Below are 15,208 nucleotides of genomic sequence, written 5' to 3'. Positions count from 1 at the left end.
ACGTGTATGAAAAAGCCGTTCGCGGGACGTGCCCGGAACGGCTTGTGCAGCATCTCTACAGGACCGGCCGCACGCGCGGCCGGCGATGCATCAGCCCAGTGCGGCAACCAGCTCCGGCACCACGGTGTTCAGGTCACCAACCAGGCCGTAGTCGGCCACCGAGAAGATCGGGGCTTCGGCGTCCTTGTTGATCGCGACGATCACCTTGGAATCCTTCATGCCGGCCAGGTGCTGGATCGCGCCCGAGATACCGACGGCGATATACAGCTGCGGCGCGACGATCTTGCCGGTCTGGCCGACCTGATAGTCGTTCGGCACGAAGCCGGCGTCCACGGCGGCGCGCGAGGCACCAAGCGCGGCGCCCAGCTTGTCGGCCAGCGGCGTCAGCACCTTGGTGTAGTTCTCGCCCGAACCCACGCCACGGCCACCCGAGACGATGATCTTGGCGGCGGTCAGTTCCGGACGGTCGCTCTTGGCAACTTCGCGCGAAACGAACTGCGACACGCCTGCGTCGGCCACGGCCGGCAGGTTTTCGACGGCAGCCGAGCCACCTTCGGCGGCAGCGGCGTCGAACGCGGTGCCGCGCACGGTGATGACCTTGATCTTGTCCGAGGACTTCACGGTCGCGATGGCGTTGCCGGCGTAGATCGGACGCTCGAACGTGTCCGGGGCGTCGACCTTGGAGATTTCCGAGATCTGCGCCACGTCCAGCTTGGCGGCCACGCGCGGCAGGATGTTCTTGCCGTACGGGGTGGCCGGAGCCAGGATGTGGCTGTAGTCGTTGGCAATGGCCAGCGCCTGCTCGGCCACGTTCTCGGCCAGGCCGTCGCCGAAGTAGGCGGCATCAGCCAGCAGCACCTTCGACACGCCGGCGATCTTCGCGGCGGCAGCGGCAGCGGCGGCGGCGTTGGCGCCAGCCACCAGCACATGGACATCGCCGCCGCATTGGGCAGCTGCCGTCACGGTATTCAGCGTGGCGGCCTTGATCGATTGATTGTCGTGTTCAGCAATGACGAGTGCAGTCATGTTCTATCTCCCCCGCGCTCAGATAACCTTGGCTTCGTTCTTCAGCTTCTGCACCAGCGTCGCGACGTCCGGCACCATCACACCTGCGCTGCGCTTGGCAGGCTCGACCACCTTCACGGTCGACAGGCGCGGCTTGACGTCAACGCCCAGGTCTTCCGGCTTGACGGTATCGAGCGGCTTCTTCTTGGCCTTCATGATGTTCGGAAGCGTGACGTAGCGCGGCTCGTTCAGGCGCAGGTCGGTCGTGACCACGGCCGGCAGCTTCAGCGACAGCGTTTCCAGGCCGCCGTCGACTTCACGTGTCACCGACGCCTTGCCGTCGGCCACCACCACCTTCGAGGCGAAGGTCGCCTGCGGCAGGCCGGCCAGCGCGGCCACCATCTGGCCGGTCTGGTTGGAGTCGTCGTCGATGGCCTGCTTGCCCAGGATCACCAGTTGCGGCTGCTCCTTGTCGATCAGCGCCTTGAGCAGCTTGGCCACGGCCAGCGGCTGCAGGTCTTCGTTCGACTCCACCAGGATGCCGCGGTCGGCACCGATGGCCATGGCGGTGCGCAGGGTTTCCTGGCACTGCGCCACGCCGCACGACACGGCGATGACTTCGGTCACGACACCCGCTTCCTTCAGGCGGACGGCCTCTTCGACGGCGATTTCGTCGAACGGGTTCATGCTCATCTTGACGTTGGCCAGATCCACGCCGGTGCCGTCGGCCTTGACCCGCACCTTGACGTTGTAATCCACCACCCGCTTGACTGCGACGAGTACTTTCATGCGCTCACTCCACTGATAGCTGATAGTCAGAAATTTGTCCGCTCGTCATTATAACCACCGGGTTGGCGGCTCTCATATTTTTCGAACGATCGTACTATTTTATAGGCAAAATTTTGCCGGGCATAGCCCGGCAGGCTTTCTTGCACCCTGGTGATTGTGCCGCCACGCGGGCGGCACGCACATCGTCGAATTGGATGAGATCCTCGACTTACCAGGCCGTGATCACCGAATCCTTGAAGGTAGAAGTGATGTATTGCTTGATTTCCGGCGACTGATAGGCCTTGACCAGCTTGGCGACCCAAGGCTTGTTCCTGTCGGCTTCGCGGATCGCGATCAGGTTCGCGTAGGGGCCCTTGGGGCCTTCCATGGCGATTGCGTCACGTGTGGGCGACAAACCCGCCGACTCGGCGTAGTTGCCGTTGATCGCCGCGGCGTCCAGGTCATCGAGCGAGCGCGGCAGCTGCGCGGCGTCCAGCTCGACGATGCGGATCTTCTTCGGATTCTCGACGATATCCAGCGGCGTCGCCTTCAGGCCGGCATTCGGCTTGAGCTTGATCACGCCCTTGCTTTGCAGCAGCAGCAAACCGCGTCCGCCATTGGTCGGATCGTTCGGCACGCCGACGCGCGCGCCCGGCTTGAGCTGATCGAGCGACTTGATCTTCTTGGAATACACTCCCATCGGGAACGTCACCGTGAAGGCGATATGCGTGAACTTGTAGCCTCGGTCCTTCATCTGGGCTTCCAGGTACGGCAAGTGCTGGTAGCTGTTGGCGTCCAGGTCGCCGGCGGCCAGCGCGGCGTTGGGCTGCACGTAGTCGCTGAACTCCACCACCTGGATGTTCAGGCCCTCCTTGGCCGCGACCTTCTTGACCTGCTCCATGATCTGCGCGTGCGGGCCGCCGGTGACGCCGATCTTGATCGGCTTTTCCTGGGCCATTGCGCCAGTGGCCAGCGTGGCGCCGAGCGCGGCGCCGAGAATCCATTGCAGCAGGTTGCGACGTTGCATGTCTTGTCTTCCTTTTCTGGTAGCCGGCTGGCCGCGTGTGCGGCACAGCCTCGTTAGTTGCCGGTGAACCGAATTCCGTCAGGATCAGCGGTGGCTGATGCGCCGGACCAGCCAGTCGCCAAAGCTCTGCACGGCCTGCACGAAGATGATCAGGATCACCACCACCGCCACCATCACCTCGGTGATGTAGCGCTGATAGCCATAGCGGATGCCCAGGTCGCCCAGGCCGCCACCGCCGATCGCGCCCGCCATGGCCGAATAGCCCACCAGGCTCACGAAGGTGATGGTCAGGCCGGCCACGATGCCAGGCATCGCCTCGGGCAGCAGCACCTTCCAGACGATCTGGCCGGTGGTGGCGCCCATCGACTGCGCCGCCTCGACCAGGCCTTTGTCGACCTCGCGCAGCGCGCTTTCCACCAGGCGCGCGATGAACGGGATCGCCGCAATGGTCAGTGGCACGATGGCCGCCGTGGTGCCGATCGACGAACCCACGATGACGCGCGTGAACGGAATCACCACCACCAGCAGGATGATGAACGGAATCGAACGCACCGCATTGACGACCACGCCGATGGTGCGGTTGAACAGCGGGTGCGACAGCACGCCGCCACGATTGGTCAGGTGCAGCAGCACGCCCAGCGGCACGCCCAGCAGCGAGCCGACCACGCCCGAGATCGCCACCATCAGCAGCGTTTCATTGAACGATGTGAGGAACAGGTCAAACATTTCAGACCACATGTTCGATCTCCTCCACCACCACGCCTTGTTGCTGCAGGTATTCCATTGCCGCCTTCACGTCGGCCAGTTCGCCAGTCGCCATGATCGCCAGCGAGCCGAAGGCCTGGCCCTGGATCTCATCGATATGGCCATGCAGGATGTTGAAATCGAGCCCATGGCGGCGAATCGCCTGGGCCAGCACCGGCTGGTCCACGCCCTCGCCGGTAAAGGCAAGGCGGTAGACGTGGTCGCGCCCGTTGCCAAGGCGGCTTTCCACGCGCTTGAGCACGCTCTCGGGCAGCTCCTGCGCGATCACGTCGCCGATCATGGCGCGCGTGACTTCATGCTGCGGACGCAGGAACACGTCGATCACGCGCCCTGCTTCCACCACGCGGCCGGCTTCGAGCACGGCGACGCGATCGCAGACCTGTTTGATCACCTCCATCTGGTGCGTGATCATCACGATGGTCAGGCCCAGTTCACGGTTGATCTGCTTGAGCAGGTCAAGGATCGAGCGCGTGGTCTCCGGGTCCAGCGCGGAGGTCGCCTCGTCCGACAGCAGCACCTTGGGCTTGCTGGCGAGCGCGCGCGCAATGCCCACGCGCTGCTTCTGGCCGCCGGAGATCTGCGCCGGATAGCGGTCCTTCAACGCCGACAGCCCGACCAGGTCCAGCAGCGGCAGCACGGTGTCCTCGATTTCCGACTTCGACTTGCCTGCCAGCTCCAGCGGCAACGCCACGTTGTCATACACGGTGCGCGACGACAGCAGGTTGAAGTGCTGGAAGATCATGCCGATGTCGCGGCGCGCCAGGCGCAGCGCGCCATTGTCCAGCGCGGTCAGGTCCTGCCCGGCGACGATCACGCGGCCGCTGCTGGGCCGGTTGAGCAGGTTGATGGCGCGCACCAGCGTGCTCTTGCCGGCGCCGCTGCGGCCGATGATGCCGAAGACCTCGCCCGCCCCGATGGACAGGCTGACGTCCCGCAAAGCATGCACTTCACCCGACCCGCCGGGGAAACGCTGCGAGAGTCCTTGCAGTTCGATCATGAAAAGTGACCAAAAGAAAACGGCAACAGGCGAGAAAGTCTCCAGCGCTGTTGCCGCACGTTATTTTTTATGAAGCGGGCATTTTAAGCGATCCGCTTCATACCTTTAACGAATTTTTATCGATTCCCTTATGCGATCCCGGCATATAGGGCACCGAAATATGCCTCATGGAGCACGCCAGCTGGGTGAGCGCTTTTCAATGAAGGCCTGAACGCCTTCCAGCGCCGAATCCTCCATCATGTTGCAGGCCATGGTCTGTCCAGCCAGCTGGTAGGCCGCCTCAATGCCCATTTCGAGCTGCCGGTAGAACAGCCCCTTGCCCGCCGCCACGGCCGCCGCCGGCTTGGCACTGATGCTGGCGGCCAGGCGTGCCACTTCCTCATCCAGCTGCGCCAGGGGCACCACACGATTGATCAGGCCTCGGGCGCAAGCGGTGGCAGCGTCGATCATGTCGCCAGTCAGCAGCATCTCCATGGCCTGCTTGCGCGACAGGTTGCGCGACAGGGCCACGCCCGGTGTGGAACAGAACAAGCCGAGATTGACGCCCGAGACGGCAAAGCGCGCATCGTCGGCGGCCACTGCCAGGTCGCACATGGCCACCAACTGGCAACCCGCCGCGGTCGCGATGCCATGCACCCGCGCAATGACCGGCTGCGGCATCTTCTGGATGGCCATCATCATGCGCGTGCAGCGGTCGAACAGGCGCCGGTAGTAGTCGTGCGACGGTTCGGCGCGCATTTCGCGCAGATCGTGGCCGGAGCAGAAGGCCTTGCCCGCGCCGGCCAGCACCACCACTCGCACACTGTCGTCCGCGGCCAACCGGGAGAAGGCGGCGGCCAGTTCGTCCAGCAGGCGTTCGGACAGCGCGTTGAACGCCTCCGGGCGATTCATGGTCAGGCGCGCCACGCCGGCGGCGTCGCGCGATTCGGTCAGCAGCGGCGCGCTCGTGCGCGGATCGGTGTCGGCCATGCCCGCATCCCTCCTTATCGTTCCAGCAACACTTTCAGGTGCGCCAGCACGCTGCGCCCCAGCGCGCTCAGGTTGTAGCCGCCCTCCAGGCAGCTGACGATGCGTCCGTTCGCATGGGCGCGCGCCAGATCGACGAGCTGGCCGGTGATCCAGGCATAGTCCTGCTCGACCAGGCCCATCTGGCCGAGGTCATCCTCGCGGTGTGCGTCGAAGCCGGCCGAGATGAACAGCATCTGCGGACGGAATTCGTTCAGGCGCGGCAGCCAGATGGTCTCGACCACCTCGCGCACGGCCAGTCCGTTGGTGTAGGCCGGCAGCGGGATGTTCGCCATATTGGTGGCGATGTGTTCGGTGCCGCTGTACGGATAGAACGGGTGCTGGAAGAAGCTGCACATCAGCACGCGCTCGTCGCCGCGGAACGCCGCCTCGGTGCCGTTGCCGTGGTGGACGTCGAAATCGACGATGGCCACGCGCTCCAGGCCATGGGCCTCCAGCGCATGGCGCGCCGCGACGGCTACGTTGTTGAAGAAGCAGAAGCCCATGGCGCGGTCGGGTTCGGCATGGTGTCCGGGCGGACGCACGCAGCAGAATGCGTTTTCCACCTCGCCGGCCATGACGGCGTCGGTGGCCGCCACCGCCGCGCCCGCCGCCAGCTTCGCGGCAGCCAGCGTATGCGGGTTCATCGACGTGTCGGGGTCAATCGGATAGTAGCCGCTGGCCGGGCTGGCGCGCTCGAGCGAATCGACATAGTCGGCTCCGTGCACGCGCTCGATCTGCTCGCGGGTCGCGGGAGTCGCCTCGCGGCGTTCGAGCAGGCCGTCCATGCCGTGGGAAATCAGGTGATCCTCGATCGCCTGCAGCCGTTCCGGGCACTCGGGATGGAAATGACCCATCTCATGCAGCAGGAACTCCGGATGCGTGTAATAGCCCGTCGGCATGTCTTATCTTCGCTTTTTTGTCTCCAAACGTTACGTTAGCACAGGACAAGGCTGCCCAGCGCCGCGCCAGGCCTGTCGCAGCGCCGCATTCGCAGCGGAATGGCGGAGTGCCATCCGCTATACTCGCTGCGACTTGCTAAGGACACCATGACCGACACCCAGCGTTCATTGCGCCGCCCGTTGCTGGGCGCCGCGCTATCCGCTGCCGCACTGGGACTCTGCGGCCTCTCCCCGAGCCTTCTCGCCGCCGGCAAGCGCCGCGTGAGCGTACGGGAAGAAGAAATCGAACCCGGGCGCTATCGCGACAACGCTCAGACGCGAGCCTTCATCGACGAAATGGTGAGCCGCCACGGCTTCGACCGCGGCACGCTGGAAGGCTGGTTCGGGCAGGCCGTCTATTCCGCCACCGTGGCGCGACTGATCCTGCCGCCGGCCACGCCAGGCCGCAAAAGCTGGCGCGCCTACCGCTCGCGCTTCATCGAGCCGATCCGCATCAATGCTGGCGTGCGCTTCTGGCAGGAGAACCGCGATACGCTGCGCCGCGCCGAGGCCGAGTTCGGCGTGCCCGCCTCCGTCATCGTCGGCATCATCGGCGTCGAGACGATCTATGGGCGTGACATGGGCACGTTCCGCGTGATCGACTCGCTCTCGACACTGGCCTTCGACTACCCGACCACGCCCAACCGCGACGCCAGGACAACGCTCTTCCGCAACCAGCTTGCGGACTATCTGCTGTGGTGCCGCGACACCCACACCGACGTCTTTTCCGTGCTGGGGTCCTACGCCGGCGCCATCGGCATCCCGCAGTTCATGCCGACCAGCCTGCGCGAATATGCGATCGACTACGACGGCAACGGACGCATCGACCTGCGCAACAGCCCCGCCGACGCCATCGGCAGCGTTGGCCGCTTTCTCCAGTTGCACGGCTGGGAGGCCAACCGGCCCGTGGTCTGGCGGCTGGCCGCGGATGAAGGCAGCCGCGGCATCGCAGCCGCGGCCGCGGACGGCGAACCGTGGCCGACGCGGACACTGAACCAGCTGACCAAGGCCGGCCTCAGGCTCGATGAGCCCGTCGACCTGGCGCGTGAAGGCGAAACCGGTGTCCTCGTGGTCGACCTGCCTACGCCCGACCAGCCTACCGAGTACATGATCGGCCTGCGCAATTTCTATGTGCTGACCCGCTACAACCGCAGCTTTTTCTACGCGCTGGCGGTGTACCAGCTGGGCGAGGCCGTCAAGGCAGCAATGGGCTGAGGCCCAGCCATCACGACGCAAATTGCGGCCTGCCGGCCTCTTGCTGGCAGGCCAATTTATTAGGCGCGCGAATTGTGCGCCAAAAGCCACGGCAATTTCCGGACCAACCGGTGCCCTCCCTTACAATAGCGGCCTGACGCCACGCGACTTCCCGCGAGCCATTCGTGACCCAACCCCAGACCCTGATTCCCGCAGATTTGCTGAAGCAGTCAAAGAAAATACTGTTTATCGCCCACCTCGCCCTGGGCGACTTCACCTATCTGCAAAACTTCTTCAAAGCCTTCGCGCAGGCAAACCCGCACCTGGAGATCCATCTGTGGGTCGATGAAGTGCGCCGCACCAGCGACGCCAAGGCCTGGGAATACCTCCGCAAGTACTCGCTCTACGACTGGGTCGCAGCGTGCCCGTTCTTCAGCAAGGTCTATACGCGCACCTACAGCCCGGAACTCTACGAAGCATCCATTCGCGAAGCGCAGCAGGAGCACTACCCGATCGTGGTGTCGCTCGCGACACTGCGCCCGCACCAGTACGCGAACCTCGCGCGCGCGATCAGCCCCGACGGTTTCGTGGTCGGCATGACGCGGCAGGTCCGTTTCTATCAGCCGCACCACCTGCTTGCCTACCGCAAGCTCGATGCATCGATTCCGCCGTACAAGGTCGACCGGGCCGCGCCGCAGCATATCAGCGACGTGTACGCCCACTGGTTCCGACAGCTCAGCGGACTGGAAGTCAGCGCTGCGGAGCGCTTTCCGTTTGTCGATATTCCCGCGCCATGGCAGCAGTATGCGCAGGACACGCTGGCGGCCTGGGGATTCGTTCCGCGCCAGGGAAAGCTCGTCTTCATCAATCCGTACGCCAAAACCAAGAAGCGCTGCTGGACGCTGGATCAGGTCGCCGCGCTGATCCAGGGCATGCAGCAGCTGCCACGCTGGCGCGACAGCTGCTTCATTGTCAATGCCGTGCCGCAGGAACTGGCGCATGCCCGGGAGGTCATCAGCGGATACGGTCTGGCGCGCACCGAGCTGTTCAGCGCCGAAGACAATTTCTTCCAGTTGCCGGCCGTCCTGGCGCAATGCGATCTGATCATTTCGGTGGAAACCGCCGTGATGCACCTGGCCAATGCCGTGCATGTGCCGGTCATTGCGCTGATGCGCCAGAAGAACCCGGAATGGGTGCCGATCGACCGCGACAACAGCACGGTCATCACCGCCGCAAACCGACGTGACTGGGTCAAGGCCGTCACCGTCGAACAAGTCATGAAGGCCATGCCATGAACCTGACCTCGCCCACCAGCCCCGCGCCCGCTCCGTTGACGGGCACCAACGGCAAGCCGTCGTTCCACATCGCCTTTTGCGTCGATGACAACTACTTCCGACCGATGGGCGCGACCATCGCTTCGATCATCGACAACAACCCGGGGCAGCACTTCACATTCCATGTACTGACGTTCTCGGCATTGGAAGAGAACCAGCGTCGCCTGAAGCAACTGGAGGCGATGTACCCGGTCAGCACGCAGCTGCATTTGCTCGACCTGTCGTCGTTCACGCAGTTCTCGCATTTCCTCGGGCACTCGCACTATTCACTGTCGATTTTCACGCGGCTGGTGATTCCGGAAGTGCTGCGCGGCCAGACGGAGCGCGTGCTGTACCTGGACGCGGACATCCTGTGTGTCGGCCGCCTCGATGAGCTGGTCGACATGGACATCAGCAACGATATCGCCGTCGTCGTGCCTGACGCCCCAGTCACGCTGCGCCGCCGCGTTGCCGCACTGGGCCTGGCGCGCGCGGAGTACTTCAACGGCGGTGTGCTGTTCATGAATATCGAGAAGTGGCTGGCCGAGAATATCACGCCGCAAACCCTGGAAGCCCTGCTCGATACCAGCACCGACATGCGCTTCAACGACCAGGACGCGCTAAATAAAGTGCTCAATGGCCGCGCGCGGTACATATCGCCTCGCTGGAACTACCTGTACGACCTGATCCACGACCTGAACGTCAACAGCTTCGCGATGCGTCCGGTCGGCAAGGCCGTCTTCATCCATTTCGCGGGCTCGGTCAAACCATGGGCCGACTGGAGCGGGCATGAGGCCCGGGCAATGTTCCGCAAGTATCTGGCATTGTCACCGTGGCACGACATGCCGCTCGATCCGGAGCCGAGGAACACCAAGGAAATGCGCATGCATTCGCGCTTCATGTTCCGCCAGGGCAAGCCGGTGGAAAGCCTGAAGTGGTATTTGCGGTATTTGCGCAAGCGGGCGCGACGGTAATGCCCGGATGGCATGACACCACCCTGCTCTCACATCGAAGATAAATGGCAATTCGAAGCAAACACATACTGGTCAGCCGCACCGACAATATCGGCGACATAGTACTGACTTTGCCTATGGTCGCTCGACTGAGGCAACTGAATCCGACTGCAAAGATCAGCTTCCTGTGTCGCGCCTATGCAGCGCCGCTGGTTCGCCTCTGCACCGACATCAATGAAGTCGTCGAATTGGAAGACATCGCCAATGACCCCGTCGGCTACCTGAAGAAGTCGGGCATCGATACCGTCATCCTGGCCCAGCCTGACCGCAAGCTGGCACTGGCGGCCTTTCGCGCCGGGATCAGGCACCGAATCGGCAATGCGCGCCAGAAGCTCTACCTGCTGTTCTACTGCAACCGGCGAGTGCGCTTCAGCAAGAGCACCACGCAAGAACACGAGGCGCAGATCAATTTCCGCTTTCTGAGCCCGTATGGCAGCCGCGACATCCCCTCTCTCGAGCAAATTCCCGGCCTGTACCACTTTGATATCCCGGTGGACAGGGCAATTGCGGAGATGCAGGGCCGCTATACGTTCAATCTCGTTCTCCACACCAAGTCCAACGGCCATGGCCGGGAATGGCCGATCGAGCATTACGCAACGCTCGCCAGGATGCAGTCAGGCAGAGAGGACGTCCATCTCTGGCTGACAGGCAGTGCAAAGGAAGGAGAGTGGCTGAAGGCCAATGGCAGCGCACTGCTGGAACAGCCAAATGTTACGAACCTTTGTGGCACGCAGACGCTGGACCAGCTAACGGCATTCATCCGTCAAGCGGATGGCCTGATTGCGAGCGGCACAGGCCCACTGCACCTGTCGGCCGCGATCGGGCAACGTACGCTGGGGCTGTTTCCGCCCACGCGTCCGATGCACCCGGGCCGGTGGGCGGCGCTTGGGAACAGGGCTCAGAATCTGGTGCGGGAGAAGAGCTGCACGGATTGCGAAAAGCTCGAAACCATAACCTGCGACTGCATGGTTCAACTCAGCCCACAGTCCGTCTTTGACATTGTCCAGGGCTGGATCCGGGACAAATCGGCGACCTAGGCTCACGCCTTGCCTTGATATGCAGCGACTGGCAAGCCAGTCGGCTGCATGCCTCGACGCGCGGAAGCATGATGATGCCGCCCGTCAGGCGGGAAATACCCCGGTGGACAGATACCGGTCCCCCCGGTCGCAGACGATGAAAACGATCGTCGCGTTTTCCACTTCCTCGGCAACGCGCATGGCCACGCACAGGGCGCCGGCGGCCGAGATACCTGAAAAAATGCCCTCCTCGCTCGCCATGCGGCGCGCCATGTGTTCCGCATCGGCCTGGCTGACAGGCTCGGTACGGTCCACATACTTCGGGTCGTAGATCTTCGGCAGGTAGGCTTCCGGCCATTTGCGGATGCCGGGAATCCGCGAGCCTTCCGCCGGTTGCGCACCGATGATCTCGATGGCAGGGTTCTGCTCTTTCAGGTAACGCGAGACACCGGTAATGGTACCGGTCGTGCCCATGGCCGAAACGAAATGTGTGATCCGGCCTTCGGTATCGCGCCAGATCTCCGGCCCGGTCGTTTCGTAGTGGGCCAGTGGATTGTCCGGATTGGCGAACTGGTCCAGGATAACGCCCTTACCGTCACGTTCCATGGCATCCGCCAGGTCGCGCGCGTACTCCATGCCCCCCTTCACCGGAGTCAGGATAATCTCGGCGCCATAGGCGGCCATGCTCTGGCGACGCTCCAGGCTGAGGTCTTCCGGCATGATCAGCACCATCTTGTAGCCGCGGATTGCCGCAGCCATGGCAAGCGCGATACCGGTGTTACCGGAAGTGGCTTCGATCAGCGTGTCGCCGGGCTTGATGCGGCCGCGCGACTCCGCGCGGGCGATCATTGACACCGCCGGGCGGTCCTTGACCGACCCGGCCGGGTTGTTGCCCTCAAGCTTGCCTAGAATGACGTTGCCGCGTGCGTCGTTGGCGGCACCGGGAATGCGCTGCAGTCTGACCAGCGGCGTATTGCCGATGGTATCTTCAATTGTCTTGTAGGCCATGGTGCGGAGTGGAAATGTCCCGCACATTGTAAATCAGGCCCCCGCCGCGCGCCGGAGGCGGCCGGTCAGGCCCACTCCCGGTGTGGCCGCGCTGGCTTACGCCTCCTTGTTGCCCCCGCCCAGCAGGTGGTAAAGCAGGATGCAGCCAAACGTTGCAGTCCCGATACCACCCAGCGTCATGCCACCAAGCTTCAGCGTCAGGTCGCCCGCGGCGACAGTCAAGGTGGCGCCCACCGTGATGAGGTTGCGCGAACTGGAGAAGTCCACGTGATTCTGGACCCAGATACGGCCAGCCGTGGCGGCAATCAGGCCGAACACCACAATGGTCAGTCCGCCGATGACCGGGCCCGGGATGGTCAAGATCAGCGCACCGAACTTTGGTGAGAATCCGAGCAGGATGGCCACCGCGGCCGCGACAACAAAGATCAGCGTCGAATAGATCCTGGTAACGGCCATCACCCCCATGTTCTCGGCATACGTGGTGACGCCGGTGCCGCCGCCGCTGGCCGACAGCATGGTCGCGACGCCGTCGCCAATAAAGGCGCGGCCGATGTATGGGTCAAGGTTGCGCCCCGTCATCACCCCAATGGCCTTGATGTGCCCCAGGTTCTCTGCCACCAGCACAATTGCCACCGGCGCGATCAGCAGCATGGCGCCGGCCTCGAATACCGGCGAAGTGAACGACGGCAGGCCAAACCAGCTCGCCGCCGCCACGCCAGAAAAATCGATCGGCTTGCCGAGACCCATCTGATTCGCGCCGGCATAGTAGAACAGGTAGCCGAACAGGCCACCAATCAGCACCGGAAGGCGCCCGACCATTCCTGGCGCGCGGACTGCCACCAGCCCGACTGCCAGCACGGTCAAAAGGCCTAGCCAGGTGTCAAACGACGAGCTACTCACGGCCTTTACCGCCACCGGGGCGAGGTTCAGACCGATGGCCGCGACGATCGCACCGGTGACCACTGGCGGCATCAGCCGTTCGACCCAGCCATAGCCGACCGCTTGCACCACAAGGCCAATCACCGTGTACAGCGCACCCGCGGCAATGATGCCGCCCAAGGCTACCGGGATATTGGCATTGGGCCCGCTTCCGGCGTACCCCGTGGCCGCGATCACGACAGCGATGAACGCGAAGCTGGAACCGAGATAGCTGGGCACCCGGCCGCGCACGCACAGGAAGAAGATCAGCGTGCCGATGCCGGAGAAGAGGATGGCGATATTCGGATTGAAGCCCATCAGGATCGGCGCGATCGCCGTGGAACCGAACATCGCCACCACGTGCTGAATGCCGGCGAGCAGCGTCTGCCCCGCAGGCAGGCGCTCATCCGGACCGATGACCCCTTCCGTCTTCAATCGCCACTTCGGCAGGAACCCTGTGTCCTCGCCATTCGTCATTGTTATGCTCCCTGTTGTTCTGCCTGACTCTCCTTGCCCCCGGGAAAGGGCGAGGCCTGGCCTGGCTTTTAAGATCGTGCGCGGCCGACGGAATGACCGTGGCTGTTGCGGGCTGCCGCATGATACTCCGCCGCTGTCGGCAAGCGAAGAACCGTGCGTCTGACAAGCACGAGCCATACCAGTGGCACAACATGGAACCTGGTTGCCTGGACTGGATGGAGCAGGACCATGGCGCCGCGGTGCCCCCCTGCACCGGCGGCGCCATGCCATGTCAGCGCTTGGCGGGTCGAGTGGCAGCGGCAGCGCCGGCCGGAGCTGCCGCCGGCGCAGCCTTGGCACCGATCGTCAAGCCAGCCTCCTGCATGCGCGCCACCGATTTGGTTCCGACGCCGCTGACGCGCTCGGCCAGATCCGTCGCACTCTTGTAGGGCCCGTGCTTGGTGCGCTCGTCAATGATGTTCTTGGCGGTTGCAGGTCCGATGCCCTTCACCGAAGTCAGGGCCGATGCGTCGGCCGTGTTGACATCGACCGTGGCCATCGCGGCCCCGGTGAACGACATCCAGACCACTGCAGCCAGGCAGCCGCGCCTGAGCATTGTCTTGAACATTGGTGAGTTCCTTTTCCGTTTGCGTTGCCTTGCCGGAATTGGCAAGGTGCGCTCAGGATAGGACCGGCCGCGTGCGCCGGCGCACGCCGAAACAAACGTTCACGTGCCTTGCACGAGGATGTTTCCGAACGCGACGACGCCGCCGGGCGCCTTCAACGACAGCGATCGAGCAACCACTGGCAGTAGCGCGCCACACCTTCTTCCATGGAAACAAAGGGCGTGGCATAGCCCGCGGCGCGCAGGCGCGACAGATCCGATTGCGTGAAGCTCTGATACCGGCCACGCAGTGCGTCGGGGAAGCGGATGTACTCCAGCAGCCCTTCCTGCACCAGTTCGTCGATCGCCAGCGGTGGCTTGCCCTCCGCCTCACGCAGCGTATTGACCACGACGCAAGCCACATCGTTAAACGAACGCGCTTGGCCCGTACCCACGTTGAAGATGCCGGATCGGCGTGGATGGTCGAGGAAGAACAGGTTGATCCTGACGACATCCTCGATCGCGACAAAATCGTGGCTCTGGCAACCCGCTCCATGGCCAGCATGTTCGCCGAACAGCTTCACCGTACCCTCGGCACGGAATTGTTCGAATTGCTGCCAGATGATCGAGGCCATGCGATTCTTGTGCGCCTCGCCCGGGCCATACACGTTGAAATAGCGCAGGCCGACCACCTGCGACAGGGCGCCCTCCAGCCGCTCGCGCACGACCTGGTCGAACAGGAACTTCGAGTAGCCGTAGATGCTCAGCGGCCGCTCGCATTCACGCGCTTCGCGAAATGCCTGTGACTCCCCGTAGACTGCCGCCGACGATGCATAGATGAACTGCGAGTCCTGCGCCAGGCAGGACTCCATCAGCACCTTGCTGTAGCGGTAGTTGTTCGCCATCAGGTAGCGCCCGTCCTGCTCCATCGTGTCGGTGCAGGCCCCGAGATGAAACACCGCGCGGACCCTGCCGAACTCCCCGCGCTCGAAGCGGGACAGGAAGTCGTCCTTGTCGAGGTAGTCGCGAATCTCGCAATCCACCAGGTTGTGGAATTTGTCAGGGCGCTGGAGATTGTCGACCGCGACAACCTGGTCCTCGCCACGCGCGTTCAGTCCCTTGACAAGGTTGCTGCCGATGAATCCCGCAGCGCCGGTGACGATGATGGTCATGATCGG

15 protein-coding genes are annotated in these 15,208 nt (G+C 63.5%); 4 read left to right on the top strand and 11 right to left on the bottom strand.

Features of this window, described 5'->3' with window-relative positions; translation table 11 throughout:
* Positions 1 to 90 precede the first annotated feature (90 nt).
* The 7 genes from CupriaWKF_RS04210 to CupriaWKF_RS04180 form a co-directional block, all read right to left on the bottom strand.
* Entirely contained in the window at positions 91 to 1,026 is a 936-nt protein-coding gene (locus CupriaWKF_RS04210; RefSeq protein ID WP_276099777.1) for an FAD-binding protein, read from the bottom strand.
* Positions 1,027 to 1,044: 18 nt separating this feature from the next.
* Positions 1,045 to 1,794 carry an electron transfer flavoprotein subunit beta/FixA family protein gene (locus tag CupriaWKF_RS04205; protein ID WP_224078003.1) on the bottom strand — a complete coding sequence of 250 codons (750 nt, stop codon included), beginning with the start codon at positions 1,792 to 1,794 and terminating at the stop codon, positions 1,045 to 1,047.
* Between the two features lie 208 nt (positions 1,795 to 2,002).
* A complete protein-coding gene (locus CupriaWKF_RS04200) occupies positions 2,003 to 2,800 on the bottom strand; it encodes a MetQ/NlpA family ABC transporter substrate-binding protein (RefSeq protein WP_276099776.1) in 798 nt (265 codons plus the stop codon).
* 84 nt (positions 2,801 to 2,884) lie between these two features.
* Positions 2,885 to 3,538, bottom strand: a complete 654-nt coding sequence (locus CupriaWKF_RS04195; RefSeq protein ID WP_276099775.1) for a methionine ABC transporter permease — start codon at positions 3,536 to 3,538, stop codon at positions 2,885 to 2,887.
* Entirely contained in the window at positions 3,528 to 4,562 is a 1,035-nt protein-coding gene (locus CupriaWKF_RS04190) for a methionine ABC transporter ATP-binding protein (RefSeq protein ID WP_276099774.1), read from the bottom strand. Before CupriaWKF_RS04190 ends, CupriaWKF_RS04195 begins: the two co-directional genes overlap by 11 nt.
* Before the next feature lie 165 nt (positions 4,563 to 4,727).
* Positions 4,728 to 5,531 (bottom strand): enoyl-CoA hydratase, encoded by an 804-nt coding sequence (locus CupriaWKF_RS04185; protein ID WP_276099773.1) that lies wholly within the window; start codon positions 5,529 to 5,531, stop codon positions 4,728 to 4,730.
* A gap of 14 nt (positions 5,532 to 5,545) precedes the next feature.
* The gene (locus tag CupriaWKF_RS04180; RefSeq protein ID WP_276099772.1) at positions 5,546 to 6,469 is read right to left on the bottom strand and encodes a histone deacetylase family protein; all 924 of its coding nucleotides are present in this window, start codon (positions 6,467 to 6,469) and stop codon (positions 5,546 to 5,548) included.
* Between the two features lie 147 nt (positions 6,470 to 6,616).
* Here CupriaWKF_RS04180 and mltB point away from each other — a divergent pair, with 147 nt between their 5' ends.
* The 4 genes from mltB (at position 6,617) to CupriaWKF_RS04160 (ending at position 11,065) form a co-directional block, all read left to right on the top strand.
* Positions 6,617 to 7,723: a lytic murein transglycosylase B gene (mltB, locus tag CupriaWKF_RS04175; RefSeq protein WP_276099771.1), complete on the top strand. Its 1,107-nt coding sequence runs from the start codon at positions 6,617 to 6,619 to the stop codon at positions 7,721 to 7,723.
* 164 nt (positions 7,724 to 7,887) lie between these two features.
* On the top strand, positions 7,888 to 8,997 hold the full coding sequence (locus CupriaWKF_RS04170; protein ID WP_276099770.1) for a glycosyltransferase family 9 protein: 1,110 nt from the start codon (positions 7,888 to 7,890) through the stop codon (positions 8,995 to 8,997).
* On the top strand, positions 8,994 to 9,989 hold the full coding sequence (locus tag CupriaWKF_RS04165) for a glycosyltransferase (protein ID WP_276099769.1): 996 nt from the start codon (positions 8,994 to 8,996) through the stop codon (positions 9,987 to 9,989). The genes CupriaWKF_RS04170 and CupriaWKF_RS04165 overlap by 4 nt, the downstream gene beginning before the upstream one ends.
* A gap of 44 nt (positions 9,990 to 10,033) precedes the next feature.
* The gene (locus CupriaWKF_RS04160; protein WP_276099768.1) at positions 10,034 to 11,065 is read left to right on the top strand and encodes a glycosyltransferase family 9 protein; all 1,032 of its coding nucleotides are present in this window, start codon (positions 10,034 to 10,036) and stop codon (positions 11,063 to 11,065) included.
* Positions 11,066 to 11,149: 84 nt separating this feature from the next.
* Here CupriaWKF_RS04160 and cysM read toward each other — a convergent pair whose 3' ends face one another.
* From cysM to rfaD, 4 genes are all read right to left on the bottom strand, one after another.
* A complete protein-coding gene (cysM, locus tag CupriaWKF_RS04155) occupies positions 11,150 to 12,052 on the bottom strand; it encodes a cysteine synthase CysM (RefSeq protein ID WP_276099767.1) in 903 nt (300 codons plus the stop codon).
* 96 nt (positions 12,053 to 12,148) lie between these two features.
* Positions 12,149 to 13,447: a solute carrier family 23 protein gene (locus CupriaWKF_RS04150; protein ID WP_276099766.1), complete on the bottom strand. Its 1,299-nt coding sequence runs from the start codon at positions 13,445 to 13,447 to the stop codon at positions 12,149 to 12,151.
* Between the two features lie 271 nt (positions 13,448 to 13,718).
* The gene (locus CupriaWKF_RS04145; protein ID WP_276099765.1) at positions 13,719 to 14,054 is read right to left on the bottom strand and encodes a helix-hairpin-helix domain-containing protein; all 336 of its coding nucleotides are present in this window, start codon (positions 14,052 to 14,054) and stop codon (positions 13,719 to 13,721) included.
* A gap of 152 nt (positions 14,055 to 14,206) precedes the next feature.
* Entirely contained in the window at positions 14,207 to 15,202 is a 996-nt protein-coding gene (gene rfaD / locus CupriaWKF_RS04140) for an ADP-glyceromanno-heptose 6-epimerase (RefSeq protein WP_276099764.1), read from the bottom strand.
* Positions 15,203 to 15,208 lie beyond the last annotated feature (6 nt).

The organism is Cupriavidus sp. WKF15, from assembly GCF_029278605.1.
Taxonomy (GTDB): Bacteria; Pseudomonadota; Gammaproteobacteria; order Burkholderiales; family Burkholderiaceae; genus Cupriavidus.
Note: the sequence above shows the minus strand (reverse complement) of the source record. Positions and strands in the feature narration are given on the sequence as shown.

Bases quoted from the DNA above. Each gene is read 5' to 3' on its own strand.
- mltB (WP_276099771.1), top strand. From the start codon at position 6,617: ATGACCGACACCCAGCGTTCATTGCGCCGCCCGTTGCTGGGCGCCGCG.
- CupriaWKF_RS04150 (WP_276099766.1), bottom strand. From the start codon at position 13,447: ATGACGAATGGCGAGGACACAGGGTTCCTGCCGAAGTGGCGATTGAAG.
- CupriaWKF_RS04160 (WP_276099768.1), top strand. From the start codon at position 10,034: ATGGCAATTCGAAGCAAACACATACTGGTCAGCCGCACCGACAATATC.
- CupriaWKF_RS04210 (WP_276099777.1), bottom strand. From the start codon at position 1,026: ATGACTGCACTCGTCATTGCTGAACACGACAATCAATCGATCAAGGCC.
- cysM (WP_276099767.1), bottom strand. From the start codon at position 12,052: ATGGCCTACAAGACAATTGAAGATACCATCGGCAATACGCCGCTGGTC.
- CupriaWKF_RS04205 (WP_224078003.1), bottom strand. From the start codon at position 1,794: ATGAAAGTACTCGTCGCAGTCAAGCGGGTGGTGGATTACAACGTCAAG.
- CupriaWKF_RS04165 (WP_276099769.1), top strand. From the start codon at position 8,994: ATGAACCTGACCTCGCCCACCAGCCCCGCGCCCGCTCCGTTGACGGGC.
- CupriaWKF_RS04190 (WP_276099774.1), bottom strand. From the start codon at position 4,562: ATGATCGAACTGCAAGGACTCTCGCAGCGTTTCCCCGGCGGGTCGGGT.
- CupriaWKF_RS04195 (WP_276099775.1), bottom strand. From the start codon at position 3,538: ATGTGGTCTGAAATGTTTGACCTGTTCCTCACATCGTTCAATGAAACG.
- CupriaWKF_RS04200 (WP_276099776.1), bottom strand. From the start codon at position 2,800: ATGCAACGTCGCAACCTGCTGCAATGGATTCTCGGCGCCGCGCTCGGC.
- CupriaWKF_RS04185 (WP_276099773.1), bottom strand. From the start codon at position 5,531: ATGGCCGACACCGATCCGCGCACGAGCGCGCCGCTGCTGACCGAATCG.
- CupriaWKF_RS04145 (WP_276099765.1), bottom strand. From the start codon at position 14,054: ATGTTCAAGACAATGCTCAGGCGCGGCTGCCTGGCTGCAGTGGTCTGG.
- rfaD (WP_276099764.1), bottom strand. From the start codon at position 15,202: ATGACCATCATCGTCACCGGCGCTGCGGGATTCATCGGCAGCAACCTT.
- CupriaWKF_RS04180 (WP_276099772.1), bottom strand. From the start codon at position 6,469: ATGCCGACGGGCTATTACACGCATCCGGAGTTCCTGCTGCATGAGATG.